We start from the raw sequence: 22190 nt of genomic DNA on the forward strand, positions 1-22190 counted from the left end.
CCGACGTAAAGAAGCGGTGATGGCTCTGGCAGGTTTGCACGACGCTCCACCGGAGGGCGACTGTTAACCAAAAAAAAGAAGGCTGGCGCTTGACAGCTCACTGAGCACCTGCCCCCATGCGTTTGGACACGGTGGTTTTGAACCTTCATTACAACACCCTAGAATTGCAGATCGGGATGTGCGCCAAAATGCGCGCGGAGGACAACCCCAAATGAGCGATGCGTCCGATACTTTAACGCCACGAGTAGAGACCGCGCCCGAGCACGATGGTTGGGTGAAACGCTATCTCGGCGACTTCCGGCCCGTTCGCGTTTTGGGCGGCTTTGTATTGATACTCCTCGTCGCCCTCTCCGCGGCAAGCGCGGTGACCTTCTTTGCGGCCGCCCAGTTTCAGTCGCGGATCGCCGAGCTGAGCCTTAATGGAGCTCCTCTGACGATCTGGCGGGTCGATCAGTTTCGAGAGGACTTCAAAAATTGGCCTGAGGCGATCAGAAAACTGCGCGACGGCATCGCGCAAGACAGGATAAACCTCGCAAAAGACAGGCAAAACAATCTGGTGCTCGCCGCCGAGCAGCTAAGCGAGGCTACCCGCCTTGCCGAGGACGTCAGATCTCTGAAGCAAAAAGCGACTGCCGCGTCAGGTCAACTGGCCTCGATTTCTGCGACCTCGGCGCCAGAAAACTCCTCGAGTGTATCCGACCTCCTGACCCAGCTCGAATTGCTCCTATCCCGCGACGATCTGCAGAAACAGTTCGGCGGCGAACTTGCTGCGATGAGGAAGCGCTACATCGAGAACGTAGAACTCCGCGCAACCGTTGACACGAACGATGCGAAAATAAAGGGCAAGGAGAGCTGGATCGCGAGTCTTCAGGAACAGCGAAAAGATCGCGAGCAGGCGGCCGCTAAGCTCTTCGGTGATTCCAATTCGACAACCGCACCCGAACTCGTGGAACGCATCGTCAACATCACCGCCGAACTGTCGTCCCTCTCCAGCGTCTGGGGCGGCGCCGTCTACACCGTAGCACTGTGGACGAACGATATGGTCGTCTTGTCGCTGCTCATTTCGATGGGAGTGCTCGGCAGCGCCCTAAGCCTCCTCGCCGCGTTCATCAGCAACGATCAGGATTCGCTTTCATTCGGCGAATACCCCCTTCGGCTCGCGTTCGGTGCCGTCCTGGCCATTGTCATGTTCATCATCGCTAAGGCCGGAGTGCCGGTCCTTGCGGACACGGGAAAGCTCGCCGGCAACGCCCCGCTAAACCCCTATTTCATCTCATTGCTGGCGGTCGTTTCGGGATTGATGTCAGATCGGTCGATGGCGGCAATCCGTGGGGTCGCCAGCTCCCTGCTGCGAAGCGTCGGCGGTGCCGACTACAGCCCACGCTACAGCCGCGTCGACCTGGACGAGGCACTCAAGGCCACAAGTCGCGACATCGACGGAATGGCACGTCTCCTGGAAATGGATGGGGACGACGTTCGGAAGCTGTTTTCCGGCAGCGAGAAGGTGTCTCCAGACCAGCAAAAACTGGTTTCTGCTTACCTGGGACGTCCGCTGCGCGACCTGTTCTCCGATCTGCCTGCGACGGAAGCGAGCTGACACACAACGGCGACAAGCGACCTGGAGGGTACCTTCGTGGCGAAGAATATTGTGATCTATTCGGACGGCACCGGCCAAGACGGCGGCGTGCGCCCCGAGCAGCGGGTCAGCAATGTCTACAAGATGTATCGCGCATCGCGGACAGGACCAGAGAATCCCATCGATCCTCATAAGCAAGTGGCATTCTACGACCCGGGGCTCGGCACCGACATCGGAGCGACCGCCCTGAGCGCCCCGTGGCGCTTCATCCAGAAACTGCTCGGTTCGGTCATCGGCAACGGTATCGTCAAAAATATCGCCGATTGTTATGCCTTCATCATCAACCACTACGAACCCGGTGATCGGGTATTCCTCATCGGCTTCAGTCGGGGTGCCTACACCGTCCGCAGCCTGGCGAATCTGCTCATGTTATGCGGGGTGCCGACGAAGACCCCGACGGGTCCCCTGATGCGCTTCCGAAAGCAGGTGGACGACATCGCCATTGAGGCGGTCACAGTGGTGCTCGAGCATGGCGCCGGGTATCCCCGCGCTCAGTACGCAGCCGAACGCGAAGAACAGGCTCGGCGATTTCGCGAGAAGTATGGATCGGACGGAGACTTCAACTCCAACGTGGCTCCCTACTTCATCGGCGTCTTCGACACGGTGGCCTCGCTGGGGGCCAAGGGCCTTCGTCGTTTTGTCATCCAAGCCGGACTCGCATTGGCTTTTACTGTCACAGTTGCCTTGGTTGCGGCATTCCCGGCCCTCCTTGTGGCGTGGCTCGTCGAAAGATGGCTCCCATTCTGGCCGACTTGGTGGGGTCTGCTCGCTCTCACGGTAGTCGGTCTCGGTGGCTACTGGATGTACCGTCAGAAGCAATCGCGCCTCAAGGTTATCCGCGACTTTCCGAATCCTGGAGATCCTCCGCGCGAGCACTACGCAGAGTGGAAGGACGAGAACTTCGACCGCCTGCTAAGCGTCTACGTGCGTTTCGGCCGTGCCGCGAACGCGATCGACGAGAACCGGAAGGATTTCCAGCGAGTGCCGTGGGGCACTGTCGCCGACGATCCGGCGGCTAAGCCGAACGCCGAAGGACCGCCCAAATTGGTGCAGATGTGGTTCGCGGGCAATCACTCCGACATCGGCGGTAGCTATCCCGAAGCGGAGTCAAGGCTCTCGGACAACGCCCTCGCCTGGATGATTGAAGAGGTTACCTCCATACCCGACGGCCTGACGCTTGGTCCCGTGTTCGTGAACGGCACCAAGCTGGAGAACACCGGCGGCGCTGGCACCCCTTCGAACCTTTACCCTCACCATGACGGTGTCCAGCATTGCGAACTCGCAGGGATGCGAGACACCATCGATGGGTACGTGGAGAGATTGCCGCGTTGGATGAAATGGCTCCGTGGGTGGCTTAGCCGCCTCAATTGGGAGGAGGAAATCCGGAAGATACCGCATGACGCTCGCGTCCATCTTTCCGTCAGGGAACGGTTCAAATTGGACGAAGTGACCCAGTGTGCCGGACAAGGCCCATACAGGCCTGAGTCCATGAGGCATCACGACGAGTTCAAGATCAACTATCCGCCCTCGTAAGAGTCGGCCAAGGCCGTAAACGTTGGGAGGCCACTGTGTTAAAACGCCTGAACAACTAGACCGGCGTGCATGGTGCCCGACATCGCCCGTGAGGTCAGCCGCCCTCCCCGTCTGGATCAGTTGTCTATGCGTCGCATCATACCTGCCGGGATCAAACCACGGAATTCAGTTGCCGCGGCGGCCCTTGTCGCGCCTCGTGCGGTTCGCTGCGCCCGTCAGGTTAGATCACACGTGGCTGGCAGAGTCGCGCAAACCAGCGGAACGGCATCCGGCGGAAAGTCCCGTCGAACCAGACTTCGCGTTGTCGGCGACACGAGGTAACCGTGATCAACCGATTGAGCAAGGTACGCGCCTGACCTGCGCAACCAGTGATATCTGACGGATCGCCCGCCTTTATCCGCCCTGCATAGCAGCCAGTTGCGGAATGCCGGCGACCCTTGAGAGGCGGGTTTGCGGGTGTTTCCTCCCTGGTTCGGATCGGTAGATGAGAAGCCGTCAGAGGGGCGACCTCATCAGTATAGCAGTGCCGTTGAGGGCTCAATATCCGGTCACGGTTTCGATCCAGGAAAAGGAGGTCCTAAATCGCCGCCTCGGGAAGGTGCTCTGGCGAAACACAGGTGATGATATCAGCCCCCTGAGCCGTAATGACGGCAACCTCCTCAACCTGGTAGACGCCGCCATCAATCTCATACTTCGGTTCAACGTGGATGATCATCCCTTCCCGCAGGATTTCATCAGAGTTCGGGGAGATCGAGGGTGGCTCTGTCAGATTGCTGCCAGAACCATGCCCTACCCGGGATGCGAAGGATGTGAAAGCAGCAGGCAGGCCCAGCGACGACTGCTGCGCGTGGTTCTCGAACACCTCGTAGGCTTCGCGACCTGTCATACCGGCTCGAAGGCTGGAGAGGGTCGACACCGTCATTGCCCGAACCTCTTGATAGCGTGCCTGTTCCTCGGCAGTAACCTTGCCGGCCTTGGCAATCCGGTTCACGTCGGACAGAGATCCGTTAACCTCGCAGCCCATGTCCACCCAAATGAAGTCGTCAGCGGCAAGGGCGCGATCGGTTGGCGGCAGGCTGTAGGCAAAACTGCCGCGACCAAACCTGACCGGAAGCCATGGCACGGAGCTCGCTCCCTTCTCGATCATTCTCACGGTCAAACGCCGGGCAAATTCAACCTCGGTATCACCCAGCCGCAGGTCCGCGAGGCATTCCATGAAAGTTGACGTGGCGACCTCAAGGGCCGCCTTCTTCTGCTCGATTTCGGTTGGAGATTTCACTGCCCGCAATGCCCAGACGCAATCGCCCCCCTCAATCAGCTTCACGCCAGGGAACTTTTCCTTGATGCCGTCAACGAGGGTCAGGGAGCCGAGACCAAAGCACTCGAATCCGTAATCAATCGCGATGGTCTTAGGATTGTATCGCTCAGATGCGCCGGTAACCGCGTCGACGAACTCCGGCGTGAATCCACGGTATGTCACATGCTCAACCAAATGAGGAACCTCTTTGGTCAACTTCAGTGGCAGAGCTTCAACGGTCGAGGAAACGATAATGGCGGCTTTGTCCTCTCTCGGGATCAGCAGTGCCATCGGGCGGGCCTTGGAGATCCAGAACAGTGATTTATAGCCTGAAAAATACTCGAAATTCGCCTGATCCGTTATCAGAAACATGTCGATCGATTGCTCGGCCATTGCCTGTTTCAGGCTGAGTATTCTGGATTCGTACTCTGCCGCCTTTACCTGAAGACCGGTGCTCATGCTGCCATCATCCGTCATGAATCATACTTAATATACCTAGTATGGATTCCTTTCGGTTGCAACTCAAGGAAAAAGAGGTCAGGAAATGACTCCTGAGTCCACGAAGCAGATCAATGCAGCAAATCGGTCGGCCGCCATCGTCGGCGCTTCGCGTCAGCCTTCTGTTTGAGTGCCTTCGGTCGGAACCTGGCACCCGCCTGCCGCTGCGGCGCGTCCAGACTTTTGTAAGAGCGTCGATCCCACCATGGGCGGCTGCTTGAAGGATGCCGACAGCCACACCGATATCATCGCGAAATACTGAAGCGCTTCAAAACCGCCGAGATATCGAAATCGACATCCTGCAAATCCCGCTTCGTGATTTTCTCACGAGACAGGAGCCGACGCGCCGATACATGCTCGCGCGGCCGATTTACGCTCTCCACACAGACACAGGTATCGTCCCGAAAATGAAAGACGGAGAGGTCAGATGTGGTTCCAGGGCGCACGATGCTCTCGGTCGCACCGAACGGAAGTCCGGCAATTTGAAGCTTGAGGTCGTATTGATCCGACCAGAACCACGGCAGAGCATCATAAGCCCTGTCGACGCCCGCGATGACCGCCCCTGCCACCCGCGACTGGTCAGTCGCGTTCTGAACGGACTCCAGTCGGGCATCGCCTGAATTGAACGGCCCCCGGAACAGTGCGCAATCGCCGGCAGCAAATACGTTTGGCCGGCTCGTGCGCGACCGCGAATCGACGACGATACCATTCTTGCTGAACAGGCCGAGTTGCCCGGCCAATTCCAGGTTCGGGACCGATCCGATCCCGACAATGACAGCATCTGCGTGAAGAGCCGTTCCATCGTCCAGCAACACCTGGTGGACGAGCCCGCTTTCGCCGACGAGCGAGCGTACCGTGCGGGACGTGAGCAGTCTGACCCCTCGGCCGGCGTGGACCGAGGACAGAAAACAGGACAACTCCGGAGCAACAACGCGTGCAAGGACCCGATCAGCCGCTTCCACGACCGTGACCTGCTTCTGCAGCTCCATGAGCGCCGAAGCCACCTCCAGACCGATAAAACCGGCGCCGATGATGACAACTTTTTCCGCCTCCGCTGTCGCGGCCTTAAGCAGACGGGCATCAGCGATGGAGCGAAGGTAATAAACATTTCCAAGATCGGCGCCTGCACATGCGAGCGCTCGTGGACGCGCACCGACTGCGAGCACCAGGGTATCAAAGGCGATTTGTGCACCATTCGAAAGTTCGGCCCTGTTCCTTCCGGGTTCAAGGCAGACAACTTTCGTATTCAGCATGAATTCGATCCTGTTTGTCGAGTAGAAGGCGGCCGCCTTGAGAGGCATCGCCTCATCCGAATGCCCCTTGAGATAGGCCTTGGAGAGCGGGGGGCGATGGTAGGGTAGCGCCGCCTCCTCGCTCACGATGACGATGTCTTCGCCGTACCCGCTTTCGCGCGCTTGCGACGCAACTTCAGCCGCGGCGTAGGATCCGCCGACAATCAGCAACTTCTGGCGCATGGCTTCCTGGTATGGAACGCTTGCAGATACATTGGCCGGATCGACTGGTCCGGAATTTAGGGACGCTTCGTCGAGGCCGGTCGGCTACGCGAATTCAGAGCCGGGCGCGAGCGTGACGGCGAGGCCATCCAGATCTTCGGTCAGCTCGATCTGGCATGACAGCCTTGAGTTCTCCTGCCGCTGCTCGACGACGTCCAGCATCGCATCCTCAAAATCAGCGGCAGGCTTGAGCTTTCCCAGCCAGCCATCGTCGACATAGACATGACAGGTTCCGCAGGATGCACATCCGCCGCATTGCGCGGTCAGGTTCAGCCCCGCCCCGCGAATGGCGAGCATCAGCGTCGGCTCGGATACGTCATTGAGTTCGACCAACCGGCCTTCATGGTCGCAAACCAGCAGTTTCATCGATGGAAGTCCCTAGAACACGACGTGCAACGGGCCGTAGGAGCGGTGGGAGAAAGCCCGGAATGTTGGCGGCTCCTTCGCCGGATCGAGACGCAGGTTCGGCAGGCGCGCAATCAGGGCCTTCAGGGTTTCCCGGATCAGAAGCCTCGCCAGATGCATGCCGAGGCAAATTCGCGGACCGACGTTGAATGCCAGGTGATCCGTGGGCGGCGTCCGCTTCAGGTCGGCCATGTGCGGGCAGGCAAAATGCTCTGGGTCCCGGTTTGCGGCGGCGTGCAGCAGGCAGATGATGTCGTCCTTTTTGATTTCCACACCTGCAAGGGTCACGTCCCGGTTGGCCTTTCTGAACCGCCACTGCACCGATCCGAAGAGCCGCAGGACTTCCTCGACGAACGCGTTGAGGGTGCCTTCCTGGTCGCGCGTCACGGCGTCGTGCAGGCCGGGATCGGACAGGAACAGGTAGATCGCATTGGCGATGGCGTTCGCGGTCGTCTCGCCCGCACCGATCACCAGCTCCCGCACGATCCCGACGAGATGGTCGACCCCCACCTCGCCATACTCGGCCTCGGCCCGGGTCCAGAGCTCGCTGATCAGATCGTTGCCCCGCCTGTCCTTTCGCTCGAGGATCAACGGCACGAACAGCCTGTTCAGTTCGGCGGATGCCCGCAGTGCCTTCCGGTTCAGTTCGTCATTGGCGTACTTCACACCGAGGCTGGCAACGATATCCTTATGCCATTGCGAGACATCGGCCATCAGCGCGTCGTCTTTCCAGGGAAGCCCGAAAAGCGAGCCCATGACGCGGTTCGGCACCTCAAAGGCAAGCTGGGAGGCGAGCTCGGCGCTTCCCTTTCCGGCAAAGAGGTCGATCAGGTGGTTGACCGCAGGCAGCACATGTCCGACGCGATAGGCAGGCATGTGCGCAGGGCTCAGAAGCTTCAGATAGAAGCGGCGCATGCGCGCATGCTCTTCCCCGACCAGTGAGGAGACACCCGTCCTGGCGAGATCGCCCTTGATCTCGAACGTCACGGCGGGCGCATCGACGGGCAGGATCCGGTATGTCGCCTCGTCGGTCTCGATCGCCCTGCAGATATCGTAGCTCAGCACGAGCCAGCTATCCATGCCGGGATCCCAAACGACCTTCCCTCGCCTGCGCAACTCGTCATAGGTCGAAAACGGATCCCGCTCGGCAAGCGAGACCATCGACCACTCGGCGGAAGACGGCAAAATCGAAGCAGTGCTCATATTAAGGTGCCTTGTTCCGAAGTCTTTGCGTCGCAAACGTTTGGTTGCCGCTCAGGACGCCGGACGCTTGGTGTATACTCCACGGTCGGTGATGAAAGCGCTGCATTTCAGGGCCGATTCTGCAATATTCCTTCATTCGGGATGTTGTGCAGACGATGAACTGCAGGGCAGGACTCCCTGCCCTTGGGTGGTGTGTGACGCCCGCATCCCCGCGCGCACCGCCAATTGCCACTCGATGCAGACCGCCGCGACAAAGCGTGCAAGCGTCTTTGCGGCGATCCGGCTCCATGAAGCCAACGGGCGCGGGCTGCAAGCGCACTCAAACCTCGATAACCGGCAACTTCGCCGGCGCAATCGTGCTCAGGAATTCAGGACCACCCGTCGTGACCCTGAATACTTCCTCCACCTGAAAGACCCCGCCGGCGGCTTCGAGCTTTGGTTCCACGTGCAGGACGGTATCTTCCTGGATGATATCGGTCGAACCGGCCAAAAGGGACGGAGGCTCCGTCAGTCCGCTTCCCGAGCCATGTCCGACGCGCCCCGAGAGGGGAAAATCGGAGAAATTCCTTGCAGACCAAAGTTCGGCGTAAAGCGCGAATGCGTCGTCGCCCGTCATGCCGGGACGAATCCCTTCGGCCAGGCGGAGCGTCGTGCTTCTCACCACCTCATAAAGCTTTTCCTGTTCAGGTGTGGCTTTGCCGGCCTTTGCCACGCGGTTCAAGTCGCTGACCGCGTCGGCACGGCGCACACCCATATCGACCCAGACGAAATCGTCTTTCTGCAGCCTGATGTCCGCGTTTGGCCGGGTATAGGAGAAATCGCCACGTCCAAAGCGGACAGGAAGCCACTCGACACTGTCTGCGCCGCGACCGATCATCCGCTGCTCAAGCAATTGACCGAACTCGTACTCGCTCACCCCGGGCCGGAGGCCGGCCAGTCCGTCAAAAAACGAATCCGTCGCAACGTTGCAGGCCGCTCGAATTGATTGAAACTCGTGCTCACTCTTGATCAGGCGCTGGCGCCAGATCAGATCGGCCGCATCGACGGGCCGGAACTGATGGGGCGCGGCACGCAGAAGATCGATCAGCATGACCGATCCGCGGCCGAACATGTCGAAACCATAATCAAAGCCGATTGCCGAACCGCCCGGAAGCCCGTGCAAAAACGTCGCGGCCGCCTGAAGTGCACTGTCGGTGAACCCGTCATAGTAGACAGGGCGCACGTCCGCATTACGAATCTGGCGCGCGTTGCGCTGCTCAATCCGGGAGATCAGGATCGATACGCCCGGCTGATCGCGCCGAACAATCGCCAGCATCGGACGCGCGTCCGAAATCCAGTACAGGCTGCGAAATCCCGTGTAGTATTCGAAGTTGTGTCGGGACGTGAGAACCAGCGCCTCAATCGCCGCCCCGGCCATGTTATCCCTAAGGCGAGAGATTCGTGAGCTTATTTCAGCATCACTCGGCCAGGACGGGATCGTGCTCGACATCTTTATTGCTCCATGGAATGGCCGATTACACCAAACGGTGACACGGACCGCCTTCTCCGCGCTCCAGGCACACTCACGCCATTACCGCTTCTCGGAAGACCAGCGAGCGGCCTAATCCCGGCCACGCGACGACGAACGCGTCGTGGATACTGGATGACAACGGCGCGCTCGCGGGGATGAACACGGCGCCATGCCCTCTCGAGATCAACAGCCAGTCTTTTGCGGGCTGGCTCCTCCGGCGCCGACACATCCCGTGAGCTCCTTGGCTCGGTGTTGCTTCCCCTGCTTCGCAAGCACTACCTTGATGATATGCCTTATATACCAGCTATATTAGAGCTACCATATTTATCGCGCGGGTCAACCTGGAACAGATATGGCAACGCTGTTATCCGGGTTGCTGTACCACGCGAGATTGGCGAGCTCACCGATGGTGCGACTGACGCTCTCATGAAAGCGCGCAGGTGCAACGCCAGGCCAGGTAATTGCGAAGAACACGGTCACTGTTCAAACAGGTGTTCGGCCGTAACCGGTAAAACTGAAACCGGTGGACGATCGACACACGTGAAAGCGGGCCGGAGGCGTCGCTGCGGTGCTTCAGGAACAGGACCCTTGAGCCGGGTTGTCCGGGCGCGAATTGGCGGACTGGCAGCGGATTTAAGATCCGGGTGTTGCCCCCGCGGGCCGAAGAGTGCGGTCTTCGGCCGATTTCGGCGGTGACCTCGCTGGCTCTTTCCTGGGCTGACACATCAGCCTGACAAAGCGCCTGCCAACAGTGTTCTTCCAGGACGATATTTTCACTCATAAGCAACAGCTCCACGATTTCGGCTCCGGCGCAGCGTTCCTGGTGTCAACCATTCGTGGGCCCGTTGGCTCGGGACGCCCGGGACGCCCGAGCCTTCTTTTCGCGGCCTTTAGTTGGGTCGATTGGCCGGCGCAGCTGTTCGGCTGGCCCCCAACGGTTCAGACCGCAGGACGGAATAGAGTTTGGTTGCAAAATGCGCAGCCCGGTGAAACAAGCACCGCAGGATCGATGCAACCTAGAAAATTCGCTCGCTGATTTCGATACCAATGCGGTGCCTCGCGATTGGAACCCTTTAAGAGATAGCCGGGTGCGGCAAATGGACGACCTGGATCGACGAATTCTTGCGACCCTGCAGAGAAACAACCAGCTTTCCTTTGCCGAGCTCGCGGAAGCCGTGGGCTCGTCTCCAGCCTCGTGCATGCGACGGGTGAACAAGCTGCGTTCGAATGGCGTGATAGTTGCGGATATCTCGCTCGTCGATCCGAAAGCGCTCGGCAAATCGCTGACTGTCGTTGTCACAGTTCAACTCGACCGGGAGCGGCTTGACCTTGTGGACGATTTCAAACGCGCAATGCGCGCCGCCAATGAGGTCAGCCAGTGCTACATGGTCACCGGCGATGCCGATTTCGTTCTGGTCGTTACCGTCGACGACGTTGAGGCGTTCGACCTCTTCGTGAAGACGAAGCTTTACACAAATCCGAACGTACGGAAATTCCAGAGCATGATCACGCTTGATCGCGTTAAATTCGAGCCGAGAATCAGGGTGTAGCGGGAACGAGGCAAATCAACGGCCTCTCGATATCGAACTGTCCGCTGAATCATTCGGGCTCGAAAGCACGAACGTCCCAGGCTCGCTCTATCGTTCCCGCGGCTCGCGCAGGCCGGTTCGCAATATTCCCTGGAAGAGCTGGGTTGCGATCGGCCGGCAGCTCCTCCAAGGGGATCAGCTGCTCACACCGGCATTGGCAGTGCCGCCCACCAGCCCCGCGGCCATTTCCGCCGTTATGCATGACAGTAGCTGACCGCCATCTGCAAATGACGTTTCCATTGCCGGATAACGGTGGCGATCGATCACGGTCACCTGGTGGCCACGTTGCAACAGCGCGTAAGCCGTTGTGACGCCAGCGATGCCTGCACCTGAACGATGATATGGGACGTTATCTCTCCAACAGCAGGGTTCGGCCTTCCGCCAGTCCTGGCCTCCATCTGTCTTCTACCTGAGAGATTTTTCCTCGCTGCGAGAGGATCCCCTTCGGTGAGCGCCGATCGCGGCTGCTCTTCAGATTGTTCGGCATTGGAAGTCCTTTTGCCTGAGAGTTTCCTGGGGGTGCTCCGTCGGCGCACCTTCGACAGGTGCCTCTCCTATCCAAGCCTTGAGAACGGCTATTCCATTTCCGGATCATCTGCCGCGCAGGGCTCTATTCTCACATGCGTCTCCTCGTAATGCCGGATGCCAAATCGCGTTCATGCTTCGAGTTCTCGCACTTCGCAGGCACGCCAGACCGGCCGCAACGGCTCTTCAGTGCGCCGCGGCGCGATCAATGACATATTTGGCAGTAGATTTGCGCCAAAATGCTCCGGTCGATGAAATAGACGGTACAAAGAACGACGCAAGTCATGGCAAAGACTTCTTGAGGCGTAACCCGCACGAGGCGATCGCAAGAACCAGCCCCTACCGGGCCGTCCGCGCTTCAGGCCGACAGCCCGGCTGGTACGCGGTGCCCCAAGGGACCGGACCGCGTCATTGTCCCACGGGCTCTTCTGTCTGTGGGCCTTTCAACTTCAGCGACGGCAACGGCGCTATCGCCACCCTGCCCTTTGCGTTCAAAGAGCGTGGAATTGATGAAACCACCGGGTCGCGGCAGAGCCCCGAAGAAGGTCATCGCCACGAGCCGCACGCCGGGCGGCTTGCTCTCGCTCTTCTTGAGAAGCCCGACGCCGCAAAAGCAACCCACGAAACGCTGGTCTCGGGAAGCGGGCGATGCATGAATTCATCCACGACGACAGGCAATTTGGAGCGTTCGTTGCGCATATGGCCTGCAATTGATTTCCAGGCACCGGCAAGACGTGAGAACCAGAAGCGGCTGCCGACGGGAAGTTGCGATTTGGTGACGGACCGTACCGCGGCGGCAAGGCAAATCGCCCGGAGAACCACCGTGAAGATCACACTGACTGACGCCGCAAATGCGCTGCCAGGCACCGAACAGAATCACATTGACCGGCGTCGTTATCCTCACGGCATAGCATTCATGGATGGTCAGTATCTTCCTGTGTCCCAGGCCAAAGTTTCGGTGCTGGACTATGGCTTCCTTCACTCCGATGCAACCTATGATACTGCACATGTGTGGGAGGGGCGGTTCTTCCGCCTCAATCTCCATTTGGACCGGTTCTGGCGCAGTGTGGAGCGCCTTCGTATGAAACTCCCGTACAGCCGCGACGAGGTGGAGGAGATCCTCCACAATTGTGTGGCGCTCTCGGGTCACAAGTCCGCGTATGTAGAGATGATCTGCACACGCGGATCGTCGCCGACCTTCAGCCGTGATCCGCGCCAGGCGGAGAACCGCTTCATCGCGTTTGCCGTGCCCTTCGGTTCCGTCGCCAGCAAGGAGCAACTCGAACGCGGGCTGCATGTTTCGATCAGCGGGACTATTCGAATTTCCCCAAAATCGGTCGACCCTTCCATCAAGAACTATCATTGGCTGGACCTCGTGATGGGCCTGTTCGATGCCTATGACGCCGGCGGCGAAACCGCACTTGTTCTGGACGCCAACGGAAATATTGCGGAAGGTCCGGGCTTCAATGTCTTCATCGTCAGGGACGGCGCGCTGCGTACTCCGGCATTTGGCGTCCTTCCCGGCATCACGCGCCGAAGCGTGTTCGACCTTTGCGCGGAGATCGGACTGCCCGCCAAAGCTGCCGACGTCTCTCCCGCGGAACTGCGCGCCGCCGACGAGGTCTTCATCACATCGACCGCGGGAGGCATCATGCCCGTGACCCGCGTCGACGCAGCCCCGATCGCCGGCGGCTGCGTCGGTCCGATCACGCGGCGCATGATCGACATGTACTGGCAGAAGCATCGTGATCCGGCCTGGTCCATGCCCGTCGCCCATGTCTAGAGCGACCCGGCCGGCTGTCGAATGGCCGCCGCTTTCTCTCCTGTCTGCGGTCGGAGCTTTCTGTCATCAATGCACTGAATGCCTGCGCCACACTTGCCTCGGCCCCGCCGAGAGTGAAAGATCGCGTGTTGCGGCCAGGGCGGGCCCCGACTGCCATGGCATGACCCCGGTGCGCTTTGTTTGCGGCACAGGAGGCATAACCCGCTCGAAGCGTTTTTCTTCGCCTTGAGGCTGCGACCTTCTATTCGTCCTTCGGGCCAACAGCGCTCTGTTCGAGACGCTCACAAGCAAGCAGGAGGCCCGTCCCGGATCCGGCAAAGAGACAGCTGAACAAGATCGATACGTTCCGGACGCTTCAACGGGAAGCCAGCGGCTAGCGGCAGTATCTGTACCAGAATCCGGAAGTGGAATTTCAGCTCAGCAACACGGCTGGATTCATCGCCGGGAAACTCGCCTCGTTTGGCATAAACCATGTTGTCACCGGCATCGCGGAGATGGGCGTCGTCGCGCTCATACAGGGAAACGGCGGCGACGGGCCACCATCGGGCTCAGGGCGGACATGGACGCATTGCCCATACTGGAAGCCCCTCGGGCAAGGCCTGGTCATCGAGGACGCGCCGGAAAAATGCCTGCGTGCGGGCACGACGGGCATACCGTCATGCTGCCTGGCGCAGCGAAGCACCTTGCGGGCACCCGCAACTTCCGTGGCATCGTCGCGCTGATATTTCAGCCGCGGAATAGAACGGGCCCGGGAGTGAGACCGGCGGCCAAAGGATGATCCGCGAGGAATTGCGGGATCGTTTCCCGCATCATGCCAATGAAGTTGTGGCCGCAAGCGGTACAGGCTCCGTGTCGGCATCATATGGATCGCATATATAAGCGCCGTTTCCAGGATTGAGCGAAGCAACGCCTGGCCGGTACCAGGCGGTTGCTCCTTCCACCAGATACGCCCGGGCAGTCGAGATTGTGTTCAAGTTGACATTCCATATATACCTGCTATAGTCAGTAGGGAATTTAGAGAACGCTCGCGTCCGGCATTCCTGAGAACTGCTATGCCAGAGCCGCGTTCGCCGGAGCTTCGGCAAACGGATGCACATCGCGCCTTGAAGCGAGCACAGCACGCGGGAGGAGCGCTGGCAGCGGCCAGGATCAGTTCGCCCGGGAGATTGCTTGATGCAAACGACTACTGGAATGCGCGATTGTCAGGCAGGACGGTCCGGCCTCTTTAAGGTTGGAGGCGATCCCGGTGTGGCTCCAGCCAATGCTTCTCCAGATAGGGGCCCCAATAGATCTTCAAAGCCTGCCCGTCTTCGCACTCTCTCCGCCCTGGATCGTCGACGCCTCATGGCTGGCCGCTTTTCTTGTTCATGGCATTAACCCTTCAATTGGCCTTGCAACTCAATTGAGTTGAACTATGCGGGAACAGAGCAATCGAGCGATGCTTTCGTGGACCGGCACTGTGCGGCAGAATATGCGGGGTTTTGCCAAGAATGAGATTTTGGCACGAATATCGCTACAGGATCTCGCAGCGATAGGCGAACTCCTTGAGCCGGTGATCTTGAGAGAACGCATGATTCTCCAGGAGCCGAAAACCCATCTTGAGCACGTTTATTTCATAGAATCCGGTCTCGTCTCGCTGAGAGTTGTTGCGATCGGCAGCATCCTTGAAACCGCAGTCATAGGACATCGGGGCGCAGTTGGCGCCTCGCTGCTGTTTGGAGGGCACCCTTCAGCGCATCAGGCTGTTGTGCTCTTCCCCGGAAGCGCGCACAGGATCCGCATCGAGGACCTGCGCCGGCTGATGAACGAATCCCGTGAAATACAGCGACATCTGCTTCAGTACGTTCAAGCCCTGACCCTGCATTGTGCCCAGATCGGGCTTTGCGGAGTGCGGCACGATCGCGAGAAGCGAATTGCGTGCTGGCTCTGTCTGGCAAGTGATGCGATTGACGGCAGCGTGCTTCCAGTCACCCATGACTATCTTTCGTCCGTTCTGGGGTTACGCCGTGCCGGCGTAACGGAGACCCTGATCCGGTTCGAGGAGCAAGGGCTTATCCGCAAGATGCGAGGCGTCTTGCAGATCGACCAGCGCAAGCCTCTCGAGCAGAAAGCATGCTGTTGTTACAGGCGTATCGCGAGCGCTTACGACTGCTCTGACCCGGACGGTCTGGTGTAGTGACCGATGGATCAGAAAATCTGTCTGCATCTTCCCCGGCTGGACAGATCCCGGTATCCCGGCGAAGGAGCCGGAGATCAGCGTGCGGCCGAAATATGGGAGAACCCGCGCCACGCTCCATCAGCGTGGTGACGCGGTCTCATGGCAGTGCCAGGGCGGAAAGGCGCTTGACGTGATCAACCACCACCACGAAATGATTTTCGCAGCAGAACGGCAGGAGGCATCCAGGACTTCATTTCGATGCCCGCCGCTTCCCGGGCTTTGAGGCAACGGTTTTTGAGGGAGCGCGTGTCGAGGAGGCACCCTTTAGCGGAAGGCTTACGGAGCACGCGAGCAGATCGAATGGCGCCTGCACGACACCGAAGACGGTAACTTGGGGATCGGTTGTCGTAATCTTGTAGAAGCGGCGGAGCATCGGATAGCCGGTCGGAATTCCGAACACCTCCTCGACCTTGCCCGTAGCGGGAGCCGCGTCGATGATGAGATCGGTGTTCACAAGATCAATACCATGACGTTTCAGCGCCATCGTTACGAAGCGCTCGCCAAACTCCTCCACAATCTCGTCGTCCACGTCCGACGAGAGATATGTGGCGTCATACATCAAGGGTCCTCCGTCTGCAAAAATTATCTTGCGGACGCAAAGCATTCCCCCCTTCGGCGGGTCGAAGGTCAGCATGACCGGATCTGAAATTTTCTCGCGTGTAATGGATATGAGTTGAAGCTTTGTATCCTCGGAGAGCGGCGTGGCAACATCGAGCTTCCGCAGAACACGCGTCTGCTTCTTTACATAAGTGCCTTTACCGGCGACCGAGACCAGGGCTCCCGCGGCCTGCAAATCGCGCAACGCCCGCTTTATCGTGATCGGACTTACGCCGAACTCCTGGGTAAGCATCGCGGTGGAAGGGATAGGTGATCCCGGCTCATATGCACCGCTCCTTATGCGCTTCAGCAACTCCTCACGAATCGATTCATGCAGGGACGACGCCGTTCGCAGCAGCAGTTCATTCACAGGCCTTCTCCATGCTTTCCGCCGGGGCCGGGGCCAAAGCGCATCCGATCCGACGCCGATCCCTGTTCTGGACAAGACCTCGATTCGCGTAGCGTTCCATCCTGGTATACCTACTCTAGAATGTTCTGGGGGTCAACCTGGGTTCTCACGCGCAGTCAGTCATGGCTGACATCCAGGAGAACAAGGATCACGATGAGCGTTCATCACCAGGAGACCCGACGATTCAGGAGTCCCGGGCCGTCGGGCTGCGCCGTAGCGGTCACGTGCTCTGGGATGCTCACCCGCCTTACGAGGCAGGATCGGAGGTGACGGTCAACGCAACCGGAGCCCCGTGCGGGAACAGAGGCAGCATGGCACGGAAAGGGGCTTGCCAACGGGCGCGCCCCATCTTTGGCCTTCCCACAGCGCACCGACAGCTGCACGCATGGCGGCGATTATGCCGTCGAGCGCGCAGGCCTGACGCGATCGTTCTGTTCTGGCCAGTGATACGTGACGGGCGCACGCGGGTGCAAACGAAAGCAGAGCGGGCAGGCCAGGAGAATGCGTGAGCATCCGGTGCGGACCGCCGGGCAATGTCATCGGCAGCCGTATCGATTTGCCTGTTTCGGTCGCGTCAATTCCACGGCAGTACTTCATCGAGCTCTTGAAGTGGAGAGCAGCGATGCGCGCGCCGAGGTCTGCGAGCCAGGCTTGCGACTCCACGTCGTTCATTTCGGCTGTGACGATCAGGCCGTCCATCACCGCGGCCCGCGACCGGAGCCACAGCGCAGCAGCAGAACTTGCGACCCAAAGCGATGGAATACCCGGACCGCAGGCGGCAGCGGAGAGCCGCATTGCCGGCCCCTGCAGGACAGCTTCCATCGCTATGATGCGGAATTCCCGACGGGTTCGCTCGCGCAACCCGTCGGGTCCGCCTGCAAAACCCGCAGTGCAGCAGGAGACTCGCGAACCGGCTTCCGCAGCCTGCGCGCATGCGCCGGCGGCGGATGACCTTGCGCGAGGAGAGTGCGCGACGCCTCGGCCATCCCGACGCTCGTGATGCACGGGTATGCCGCGCCCTCAAGTGTGAAGCGTTCGGTCAGCCGTCCGGGTATCCGATCCATGTGCTCATTCGAGCCGGGCAGGCGGACCGTTGCTGCCAGGCATTTCTCGATCGTCTTCGGCGACAGTCGCACTTGCTTCACCGTTGTTGACCCGTCGGGTGGCGTGCCGTCCAGAGGCGGTCAGGCGGGTCCTCCGTTTAAGGTCAGAAGATCGGAGCTCGCGATTCCTGGACGAAAGAGGCCACTCTCGATTGGTGCAATGCGTACGAAACTGGCGCGCTATCGGCACACGTGAGAACCAAGTGAGCTTTCAACGCCGCGAAGACAGATTTGAGGGCAGCTCCCGACTGGTTTTGGTGTAATGACCTCACATCAGACAATGACGCGCAAACGAACAGCCTGGATCATTGGCGCCGAACACGAATCGGCCGAGCGATCGGTTGATTGCGGTGGATCTGTCATGCCGCAGCCCTTACGGGCATTCCTTCCCGGACTTTGCCGCCGGTCCAAAAGACCGGTGGCCTTTTCTCCGGGCCGGTTTCAACGGCGACGACCGTCCCTGGGTCGCGACACAGGCGTGCCGGGTCGGACTGGTCCTGGTTCAATCGCAAATCGGTATCGAATGTGGAATCGCCGCAACGGCTCTTTTGCCCGGCCTTGCATGGCCGGTTTGCACCCCGGCTCAGGCGGTGGACACATCCCGATGTGTTATCCGGCGATCTCGAGGACAGTGCGACAATCCGGCAATCCGCAGTGCCCGGTTGTTCAATTTGCGCTGATCTCATCGCAACAAGGATGCGAGTTCTTTGCAGAGCGCCGAAAGCGGCCTAATATTACAGTTATGGCTGCTCAAGAGCCGGGGGTCCTGTTTGATATCCTTGCGAGTGTGACGTCACAAAACGGTTTCCTGGCCGCGAGCGAATATCGATCCGGTCTCAACGGACCGTGGCTCTCAATCCTGTTCCCCGCTGCCTGGCGGCTCACGGGCGCGTGCTCATCGAAACCTGTCGTGCGCAGAAGAAGAAATTACGAAGTTACGAGAAATGTCTCTCACGACATTGAGCACCATCAAGAGCTTCATGAGCGCCGGGACGACAAGGGCAACACCGACAGGGGAGTTGCCTGCCTGCGAGCGACGAGGTGCAGGCCGTCACCGGTCTGCCCCCGGATACATGGTATCTGAATCGCAGCAGGAGCCGAGATGACCGATCCCTGCAAGCCTGTATCCGGCACTGACGGCATTACGGCCCCGCTGCGCAATCGGACGTTCCGCCGCATCTGGCTCGCGAGCCTGCTCACCAATCTCGGCATTCTGGTCCAGGGCGTCGGGGCCGCCTGGGCGATGACGCAGATGACGTCCTCCGCCGATCAGGTTGCACTGGTGCAGACGGCAATCATGCTGCCGGTCATGTTGATCTCCATGCCGGCCGGTGCCATTGCAGACATGCATGACCGCCGCGTCGTAGGACTGGTTGCGCTCTCGATTGAGCTTTGCGGCGCGACCCTGCTGGCGCTGCTCGAATGGCAGGGTCTTACTACGCCGAATGTCCTGCTCGCACTTTGCTTTGCCGTGGGCAGCGGCATGGCTCTTATGGGGCCGGCGTGGCAAGCCTCGGTCAGTGAACAGGTGCCTCCGGAAACGCTGCCTGCGGCCGTCGCGCTGAACGGCATCAGCTACAATATCGCGCGCAGTGTGGGCCCGGCCATCGGGGGCATTTTGGTCGCGGCGGCCGGCGCAGTCGCCGCATTTGCCCTCAACGCCGTTCTCTACCTTCCACTCATGCTCGCTCTGTTCGCGTGGAAGCGCAACGCCGTCCCCTCTCGTCTGCCGCCGGAAAAGCTCAATCGTGCGGTCATTTCCGGCATACGTTACATCGTCAATTCGCCATCCATCAGAATCGTTCTGAGCCGCGCCCTGGTGACCGGCCTGCTCGGCGGCGCGCTCATTGCCCTGCTGCCGCTGGTCGTGCGCGATCTCCTGCACGGCAGCGCCCGGACTTATGGCATCATGCTCAGTTCCTTTGGTCTCGGCGCGGTGATCGGCGCTCTCAATATCACCAGGGTGCGCAAGCGCATGAGTGGCGAGGCCGCGATCCGGGCCTGCTCCCTTTCCATGGGCGCGGCGATTGTCGCAGTGGCGTTAAGCCGCGAGCCGCTTTTGACAGCGGCAGCGTTGATGTTGGCCGGGGCCGTGTGGATGATGGCGTGGGTCATTTTCAGCATTGGCGTGCAGCTGTCGTCGCCGCGCTGGGTGGCGGGACGCTCGCTTGCTGCCTATCAGGCGGCCAGCTCCGGCGGGATTGCCCTGGGCAGCTGGGGTTGGGGCCGCCTGACCGACGCCGCCGGCATCGAGGCAACACTGCTGGTCTCCGCGGCCTTGATGCTCGCCTCCCCTCTTCTCGGGCTCTGGCTGCCCATGCCTCGTATCAGCGCGCAGCGCGAAGAGGCCGAGATGATCGAGGATCCGAAGATACGACTCGCCCTCACCGGACGCAGCGGGCCGCTCGTGGTCGAGATCGAGTATAGAATTCCGCAGCACAGCGCACGCGCCTTCCACAGCCTGATGCAGGAGGTCCAGCTGTTTCGACAGCGCAATGGCGCCTACGGCTGGTCAATTGCCCGCGACATTGCCGATCCTGAACTCTGGACCGAGCGTTATCATTGTCCGACATGGTATGATTATTTGCGGCTGCGCAACCGTTCAACCCGGACAGAGCGTGCGCTGGATCGGCAGGCCATGGCCTTTCACATCGGCCCTCAGCCCGTGCGCGTTCGACGCATGCTCGAGAGGCCGTTCGGGTCGGTGCGCTGGAAGGAAGAGAGCCCGGATCAAGCTGCAAACCACGCCCTGCCCCGGCAGTTCCCGGGGCCTTACGAGAAGTGACGACGGCCATTTCATTCACTTTATATCCTTTTCAGGCGGGTACCGATCCGCTGACCGAAGCTCCGGTGAGGAAGTGTCCTCCAGGGCTGCCCGAGGTCAACGCCATCCTGCTGGGCTTTCCGGCCACCAGGACCGGCATCTCGCTGCGAAAACTGTAAAGCCACATCGCGCACAGCCCATAAAAGGCGGCTAATCCCGCGAAGCCGTAACCGGTCATCGACTTGAGAATGAGCCTGCGATGCCGGCGCGAGAGCCCGGCGAACGCCTGATCGACCGCCTCGCCTGATCGGCACACCATGGTCTCCGGCCGGGCGAACCCGGCGGCCCGCAACGTTTCGCGGCAAACCGACCTGTTGGTGGTGCGCTCATGCGCACGTTCACTTGGGGCCCTGAATTCAAAGCGGCGAACGAGTCCGGCGATCGCTGGCTGTGCTTTCTCCTTGAAGCTGAATACTCCTGCAAGGAGCTCGCGCCGGGGACAGGTACCAACCCGGTTGAGGCAGGCGCTCACATCCTCGAAGTCGAGTGGATCATCGGCGAAATCCGGATCAGGCGAGGCTTCGGCGAGATGCCCGTCGTGAGAGTCGCCGCCTCCTTTTTGACGGAATACTTACAGAGCAGGCGAGTTGGTCGAACGGGGCCTGGACAACACCGAACAGGGTGATCTCCGTGTCGCTTGTCGCACACTTGTAGGAACGGCGCAGGACGGGATAGCCGATTGGTATTCCAAATACTTCGCCGACCTTTCCCGTTGCGGGAGCTGCGTCGATTATGATGTCGGTATTGAGGACATCGATACTGTGACGCTTGAGCGCCGTCGTTACAAAATGCTCCCCGAACTCCTCGATTATCCCATCTTCTACATTCGACGAAAGATACGTGGCATCGTACATGACGGGCACATCATGAGCGAAGACAACCTTTCGGACACACAGCATCGCCTCCCTGGGCGGCTCGAACAAGTGCATGGCGGGATCCGATATTCTTTCCCGCGTGATGGACAACAGCTGAACGTTCGTCGTGCCAATAGCCGGCGACACGGCATCGAGCCTGCGCAGAACAGGTGCCTGCTTCTTCACATATTTGCCTTTACCTGTGAACGAGACCAAAACTCCCGTCGTCTGAAGATCCCTCAAGGCACGTGTGACGGTTATCTGACTGACGCCAAATTCCACAGTGAGCACTCCCGTGGACGGGATAGGAGCCCCCGGCGGATAGATACCGCTCTCAATACGCCTGAGCAGTTCCGCACGAACAGACTCATGCAGGGACAATGACGTTCCGGGTCGCCGTTCATTCACAGGGATGCTCCGTTGTACGGAGCAGAAGCTGGCGGCGACCGACGGTGATTTCAAGAGCGGACCACGCAGTCAGTTTGTCGCAATAATCAGTCGTCGCATTCGCGCGTTAGCTGGATGAAATCGCAGGGCCGAACAGACTCTCGCGCGCGGGTCGGGTACCGCATGAGCGTGATTTCATCCTGGGTCGGTCCAGGCGAGCGTCGGCAAACCGGGCTCATAGCACGCCACGGAGACTCCCGACAGTGCCCCGCCCCCTGACCGAGACGGGTCAGGCACCGACATGA

At 59.9% G+C, this 22190-nt stretch carries 16 protein-coding genes, 2 pseudogenes and 2 riboswitches; of the genes and pseudogenes, 7 read left to right on the forward strand and 11 right to left on the reverse strand.

Annotated elements, in window-relative coordinates:
• The first annotated feature begins 211 nt into the window (after positions 1 to 211).
• Both AAFG07_RS32995 and AAFG07_RS33000 read left to right on the forward strand, forming a co-directional pair.
• Positions 212 to 1597 carry a hypothetical protein gene (locus AAFG07_RS32995; protein WP_342723879.1) on the forward strand — a complete coding sequence of 462 codons (1386 nt, stop codon included), beginning with the start codon at positions 212 to 214 and terminating at the stop codon, positions 1595 to 1597.
• Between the two features lie 36 nt (positions 1598 to 1633).
• The gene (locus tag AAFG07_RS33000; RefSeq protein WP_342723880.1) at positions 1634 to 3169 is read left to right on the forward strand and encodes a DUF2235 domain-containing protein; all 1536 of its coding nucleotides are present in this window, start codon (positions 1634 to 1636) and stop codon (positions 3167 to 3169) included.
• 577 nt (positions 3170 to 3746) lie between these two features.
• Here AAFG07_RS33000 and AAFG07_RS33005 read toward each other — a convergent pair.
• The 6 genes from AAFG07_RS33005 to AAFG07_RS33030 all read right to left on the reverse strand — a co-directional run bounded on the left by AAFG07_RS33005 (position 3747) and on the right by AAFG07_RS33030 (position 10377).
• Complete coding sequence (locus AAFG07_RS33005; RefSeq protein WP_342723881.1) at positions 3747 to 4925, reverse strand: Xaa-Pro peptidase family protein; 1179 nt, start codon at positions 4923 to 4925, stop codon at positions 3747 to 3749.
• A gap of 284 nt (positions 4926 to 5209) precedes the next feature.
• On the reverse strand, positions 5210 to 6439 hold the full coding sequence (locus AAFG07_RS33010; RefSeq protein WP_342723882.1) for an FAD-dependent oxidoreductase: 1230 nt from the start codon (positions 6437 to 6439) through the stop codon (positions 5210 to 5212).
• An 84-nt stretch (positions 6440 to 6523) separates the two neighbouring features.
• Positions 6524 to 6844, reverse strand: a complete 321-nt coding sequence (locus AAFG07_RS33015) for a 2Fe-2S iron-sulfur cluster-binding protein (RefSeq protein ID WP_342723883.1) — start codon at positions 6842 to 6844, stop codon at positions 6524 to 6526.
• A 12-nt stretch (positions 6845 to 6856) separates the two neighbouring features.
• Complete coding sequence (locus AAFG07_RS33020) at positions 6857 to 8086, reverse strand: cytochrome P450 (RefSeq protein ID WP_342723884.1); 1230 nt, start codon at positions 8084 to 8086, stop codon at positions 6857 to 6859.
• Between the two features lie 319 nt (positions 8087 to 8405).
• Positions 8406 to 9575 carry a Xaa-Pro peptidase family protein gene (locus AAFG07_RS33025; RefSeq protein WP_342723885.1) on the reverse strand — a complete coding sequence of 390 codons (1170 nt, stop codon included), beginning with the start codon at positions 9573 to 9575 and terminating at the stop codon, positions 8406 to 8408.
• 445 nt (positions 9576 to 10020) lie between these two features.
• Positions 10021 to 10377 carry a hypothetical protein gene (locus AAFG07_RS33030; RefSeq protein ID WP_342723886.1) on the reverse strand — a complete coding sequence of 119 codons (357 nt, stop codon included), beginning with the start codon at positions 10375 to 10377 and terminating at the stop codon, positions 10021 to 10023.
• Between the two features lie 316 nt (positions 10378 to 10693).
• On the opposite strand from AAFG07_RS33030, the gene AAFG07_RS33035 reads away from it, so the two are divergent.
• A complete protein-coding gene (locus AAFG07_RS33035; protein WP_342723887.1) occupies positions 10694 to 11146 on the forward strand; it encodes an Lrp/AsnC family transcriptional regulator in 453 nt (150 codons plus the stop codon).
• A 237-nt stretch (positions 11147 to 11383) separates the two neighbouring features.
• Here the strand turns inward: AAFG07_RS33035 and AAFG07_RS33040 are convergent.
• Positions 11384 to 11506 (reverse strand): annotated as a pseudogene (locus AAFG07_RS33040) (FAD-dependent oxidoreductase); the annotation flags it as partial.
• A gap of 67 nt (positions 11507 to 11573) precedes the next feature.
• Positions 11574 to 11666, reverse strand: a riboswitch (glycine riboswitch).
• Positions 11667 to 11752: riboswitch (glycine riboswitch) on the reverse strand.
• Positions 11753 to 12545: 793 nt separating this feature from the next.
• On the opposite strand from AAFG07_RS33040, the gene AAFG07_RS33045 reads away from it, so the two are divergent.
• From AAFG07_RS33045 to AAFG07_RS33055, 3 genes are all read left to right on the forward strand, one after another.
• A complete protein-coding gene (locus AAFG07_RS33045) occupies positions 12546 to 13493 on the forward strand; it encodes an aminotransferase class IV (protein WP_342729313.1) in 948 nt (315 codons plus the stop codon).
• Positions 13494 to 14052: 559 nt separating this feature from the next.
• Positions 14053 to 14271 (forward strand): M20/M25/M40 family metallo-hydrolase, encoded by a 219-nt coding sequence (locus AAFG07_RS33050; protein ID WP_342723888.1) that lies wholly within the window; start codon positions 14053 to 14055, stop codon positions 14269 to 14271.
• A gap of 636 nt (positions 14272 to 14907) precedes the next feature.
• Positions 14908 to 15669, forward strand: a complete 762-nt coding sequence (locus AAFG07_RS33055; RefSeq protein WP_342723889.1) for a Crp/Fnr family transcriptional regulator — start codon at positions 14908 to 14910, stop codon at positions 15667 to 15669.
• 232 nt (positions 15670 to 15901) lie between these two features.
• Here AAFG07_RS33055 and AAFG07_RS33060 read toward each other — a convergent pair whose 3' ends face one another.
• Both AAFG07_RS33060 and AAFG07_RS33065 read right to left on the reverse strand, forming a co-directional pair.
• Positions 15902 to 16678 (reverse strand): GntR family transcriptional regulator, encoded by a 777-nt coding sequence (locus tag AAFG07_RS33060; RefSeq protein ID WP_342723890.1) that lies wholly within the window; start codon positions 16676 to 16678, stop codon positions 15902 to 15904.
• A 613-nt stretch (positions 16679 to 17291) separates the two neighbouring features.
• Positions 17292 to 17428: pseudogene (locus AAFG07_RS33065) on the reverse strand (transposase domain-containing protein); the annotation flags it as partial.
• Between the two features lie 1494 nt (positions 17429 to 18922).
• On the opposite strand from AAFG07_RS33065, the gene AAFG07_RS33070 reads away from it, so the two are divergent.
• The gene (locus AAFG07_RS33070; RefSeq protein ID WP_342723891.1) at positions 18923 to 20605 is read left to right on the forward strand and encodes an MFS transporter; all 1683 of its coding nucleotides are present in this window, start codon (positions 18923 to 18925) and stop codon (positions 20603 to 20605) included.
• Between the two features lie 31 nt (positions 20606 to 20636).
• Here the strand turns inward: AAFG07_RS33070 and AAFG07_RS33075 are convergent, their stop codons facing one another.
• Together AAFG07_RS33075 and AAFG07_RS33080 are read right to left on the reverse strand one after the other, a co-directional pair.
• The gene (locus AAFG07_RS33075) at positions 20637 to 21116 is read right to left on the reverse strand and encodes a hypothetical protein (RefSeq protein ID WP_342723892.1); all 480 of its coding nucleotides are present in this window, start codon (positions 21114 to 21116) and stop codon (positions 20637 to 20639) included.
• Positions 21117 to 21153: 37 nt separating this feature from the next.
• Positions 21154 to 21879: a GntR family transcriptional regulator gene (locus AAFG07_RS33080; RefSeq protein ID WP_342723893.1), complete on the reverse strand. Its 726-nt coding sequence runs from the start codon at positions 21877 to 21879 to the stop codon at positions 21154 to 21156.
• Positions 21880 to 22190 lie beyond the last annotated feature (311 nt).

Origin of the sequence: Bradyrhizobium sp. B097 (assembly GCF_038957035.1) — a bacterium.
Lineage (GTDB): Bacteria > Pseudomonadota > Alphaproteobacteria > Rhizobiales > Xanthobacteraceae > Bradyrhizobium.

What these genes read in the sequence shown, in the direction of transcription:
- AAFG07_RS33005 (WP_342723881.1), bottom strand. Translation starts at nt 4,925, where the DNA reads ATGAGCACCGGTCTTCAGGTAAAGGCGGCAGAGTACGAATCCAGAATA.
- AAFG07_RS33020 (WP_342723884.1), bottom strand. Translation starts at nt 8,086, where the DNA reads ATGAGCACTGCTTCGATTTTGCCGTCTTCCGCCGAGTGGTCGATGGTC.
- AAFG07_RS33055 (WP_342723889.1), top strand. Translation starts at nt 14,908, where the DNA reads ATGCGGGAACAGAGCAATCGAGCGATGCTTTCGTGGACCGGCACTGTG.
- AAFG07_RS33010 (WP_342723882.1), bottom strand. Translation starts at nt 6,439, where the DNA reads ATGCGCCAGAAGTTGCTGATTGTCGGCGGATCCTACGCCGCGGCTGAA.
- AAFG07_RS33050 (WP_342723888.1), top strand. Translation starts at nt 14,053, where the DNA reads ATGGACGCATTGCCCATACTGGAAGCCCCTCGGGCAAGGCCTGGTCAT.
- AAFG07_RS33025 (WP_342723885.1), bottom strand. Translation starts at nt 9,575, where the DNA reads ATGTCGAGCACGATCCCGTCCTGGCCGAGTGATGCTGAAATAAGCTCA.
- AAFG07_RS33070 (WP_342723891.1), top strand. Translation starts at nt 18,923, where the DNA reads ATGACCGATCCCTGCAAGCCTGTATCCGGCACTGACGGCATTACGGCC.
- AAFG07_RS33035 (WP_342723887.1), top strand. Translation starts at nt 10,694, where the DNA reads ATGGACGACCTGGATCGACGAATTCTTGCGACCCTGCAGAGAAACAAC.
- AAFG07_RS32995 (WP_342723879.1), top strand. Translation starts at nt 212, where the DNA reads ATGAGCGATGCGTCCGATACTTTAACGCCACGAGTAGAGACCGCGCCC.
- AAFG07_RS33015 (WP_342723883.1), bottom strand. Translation starts at nt 6,844, where the DNA reads ATGAAACTGCTGGTTTGCGACCATGAAGGCCGGTTGGTCGAACTCAAT.
- AAFG07_RS33030 (WP_342723886.1), bottom strand. Translation starts at nt 10,377, where the DNA reads ATGAGTGAAAATATCGTCCTGGAAGAACACTGTTGGCAGGCGCTTTGT.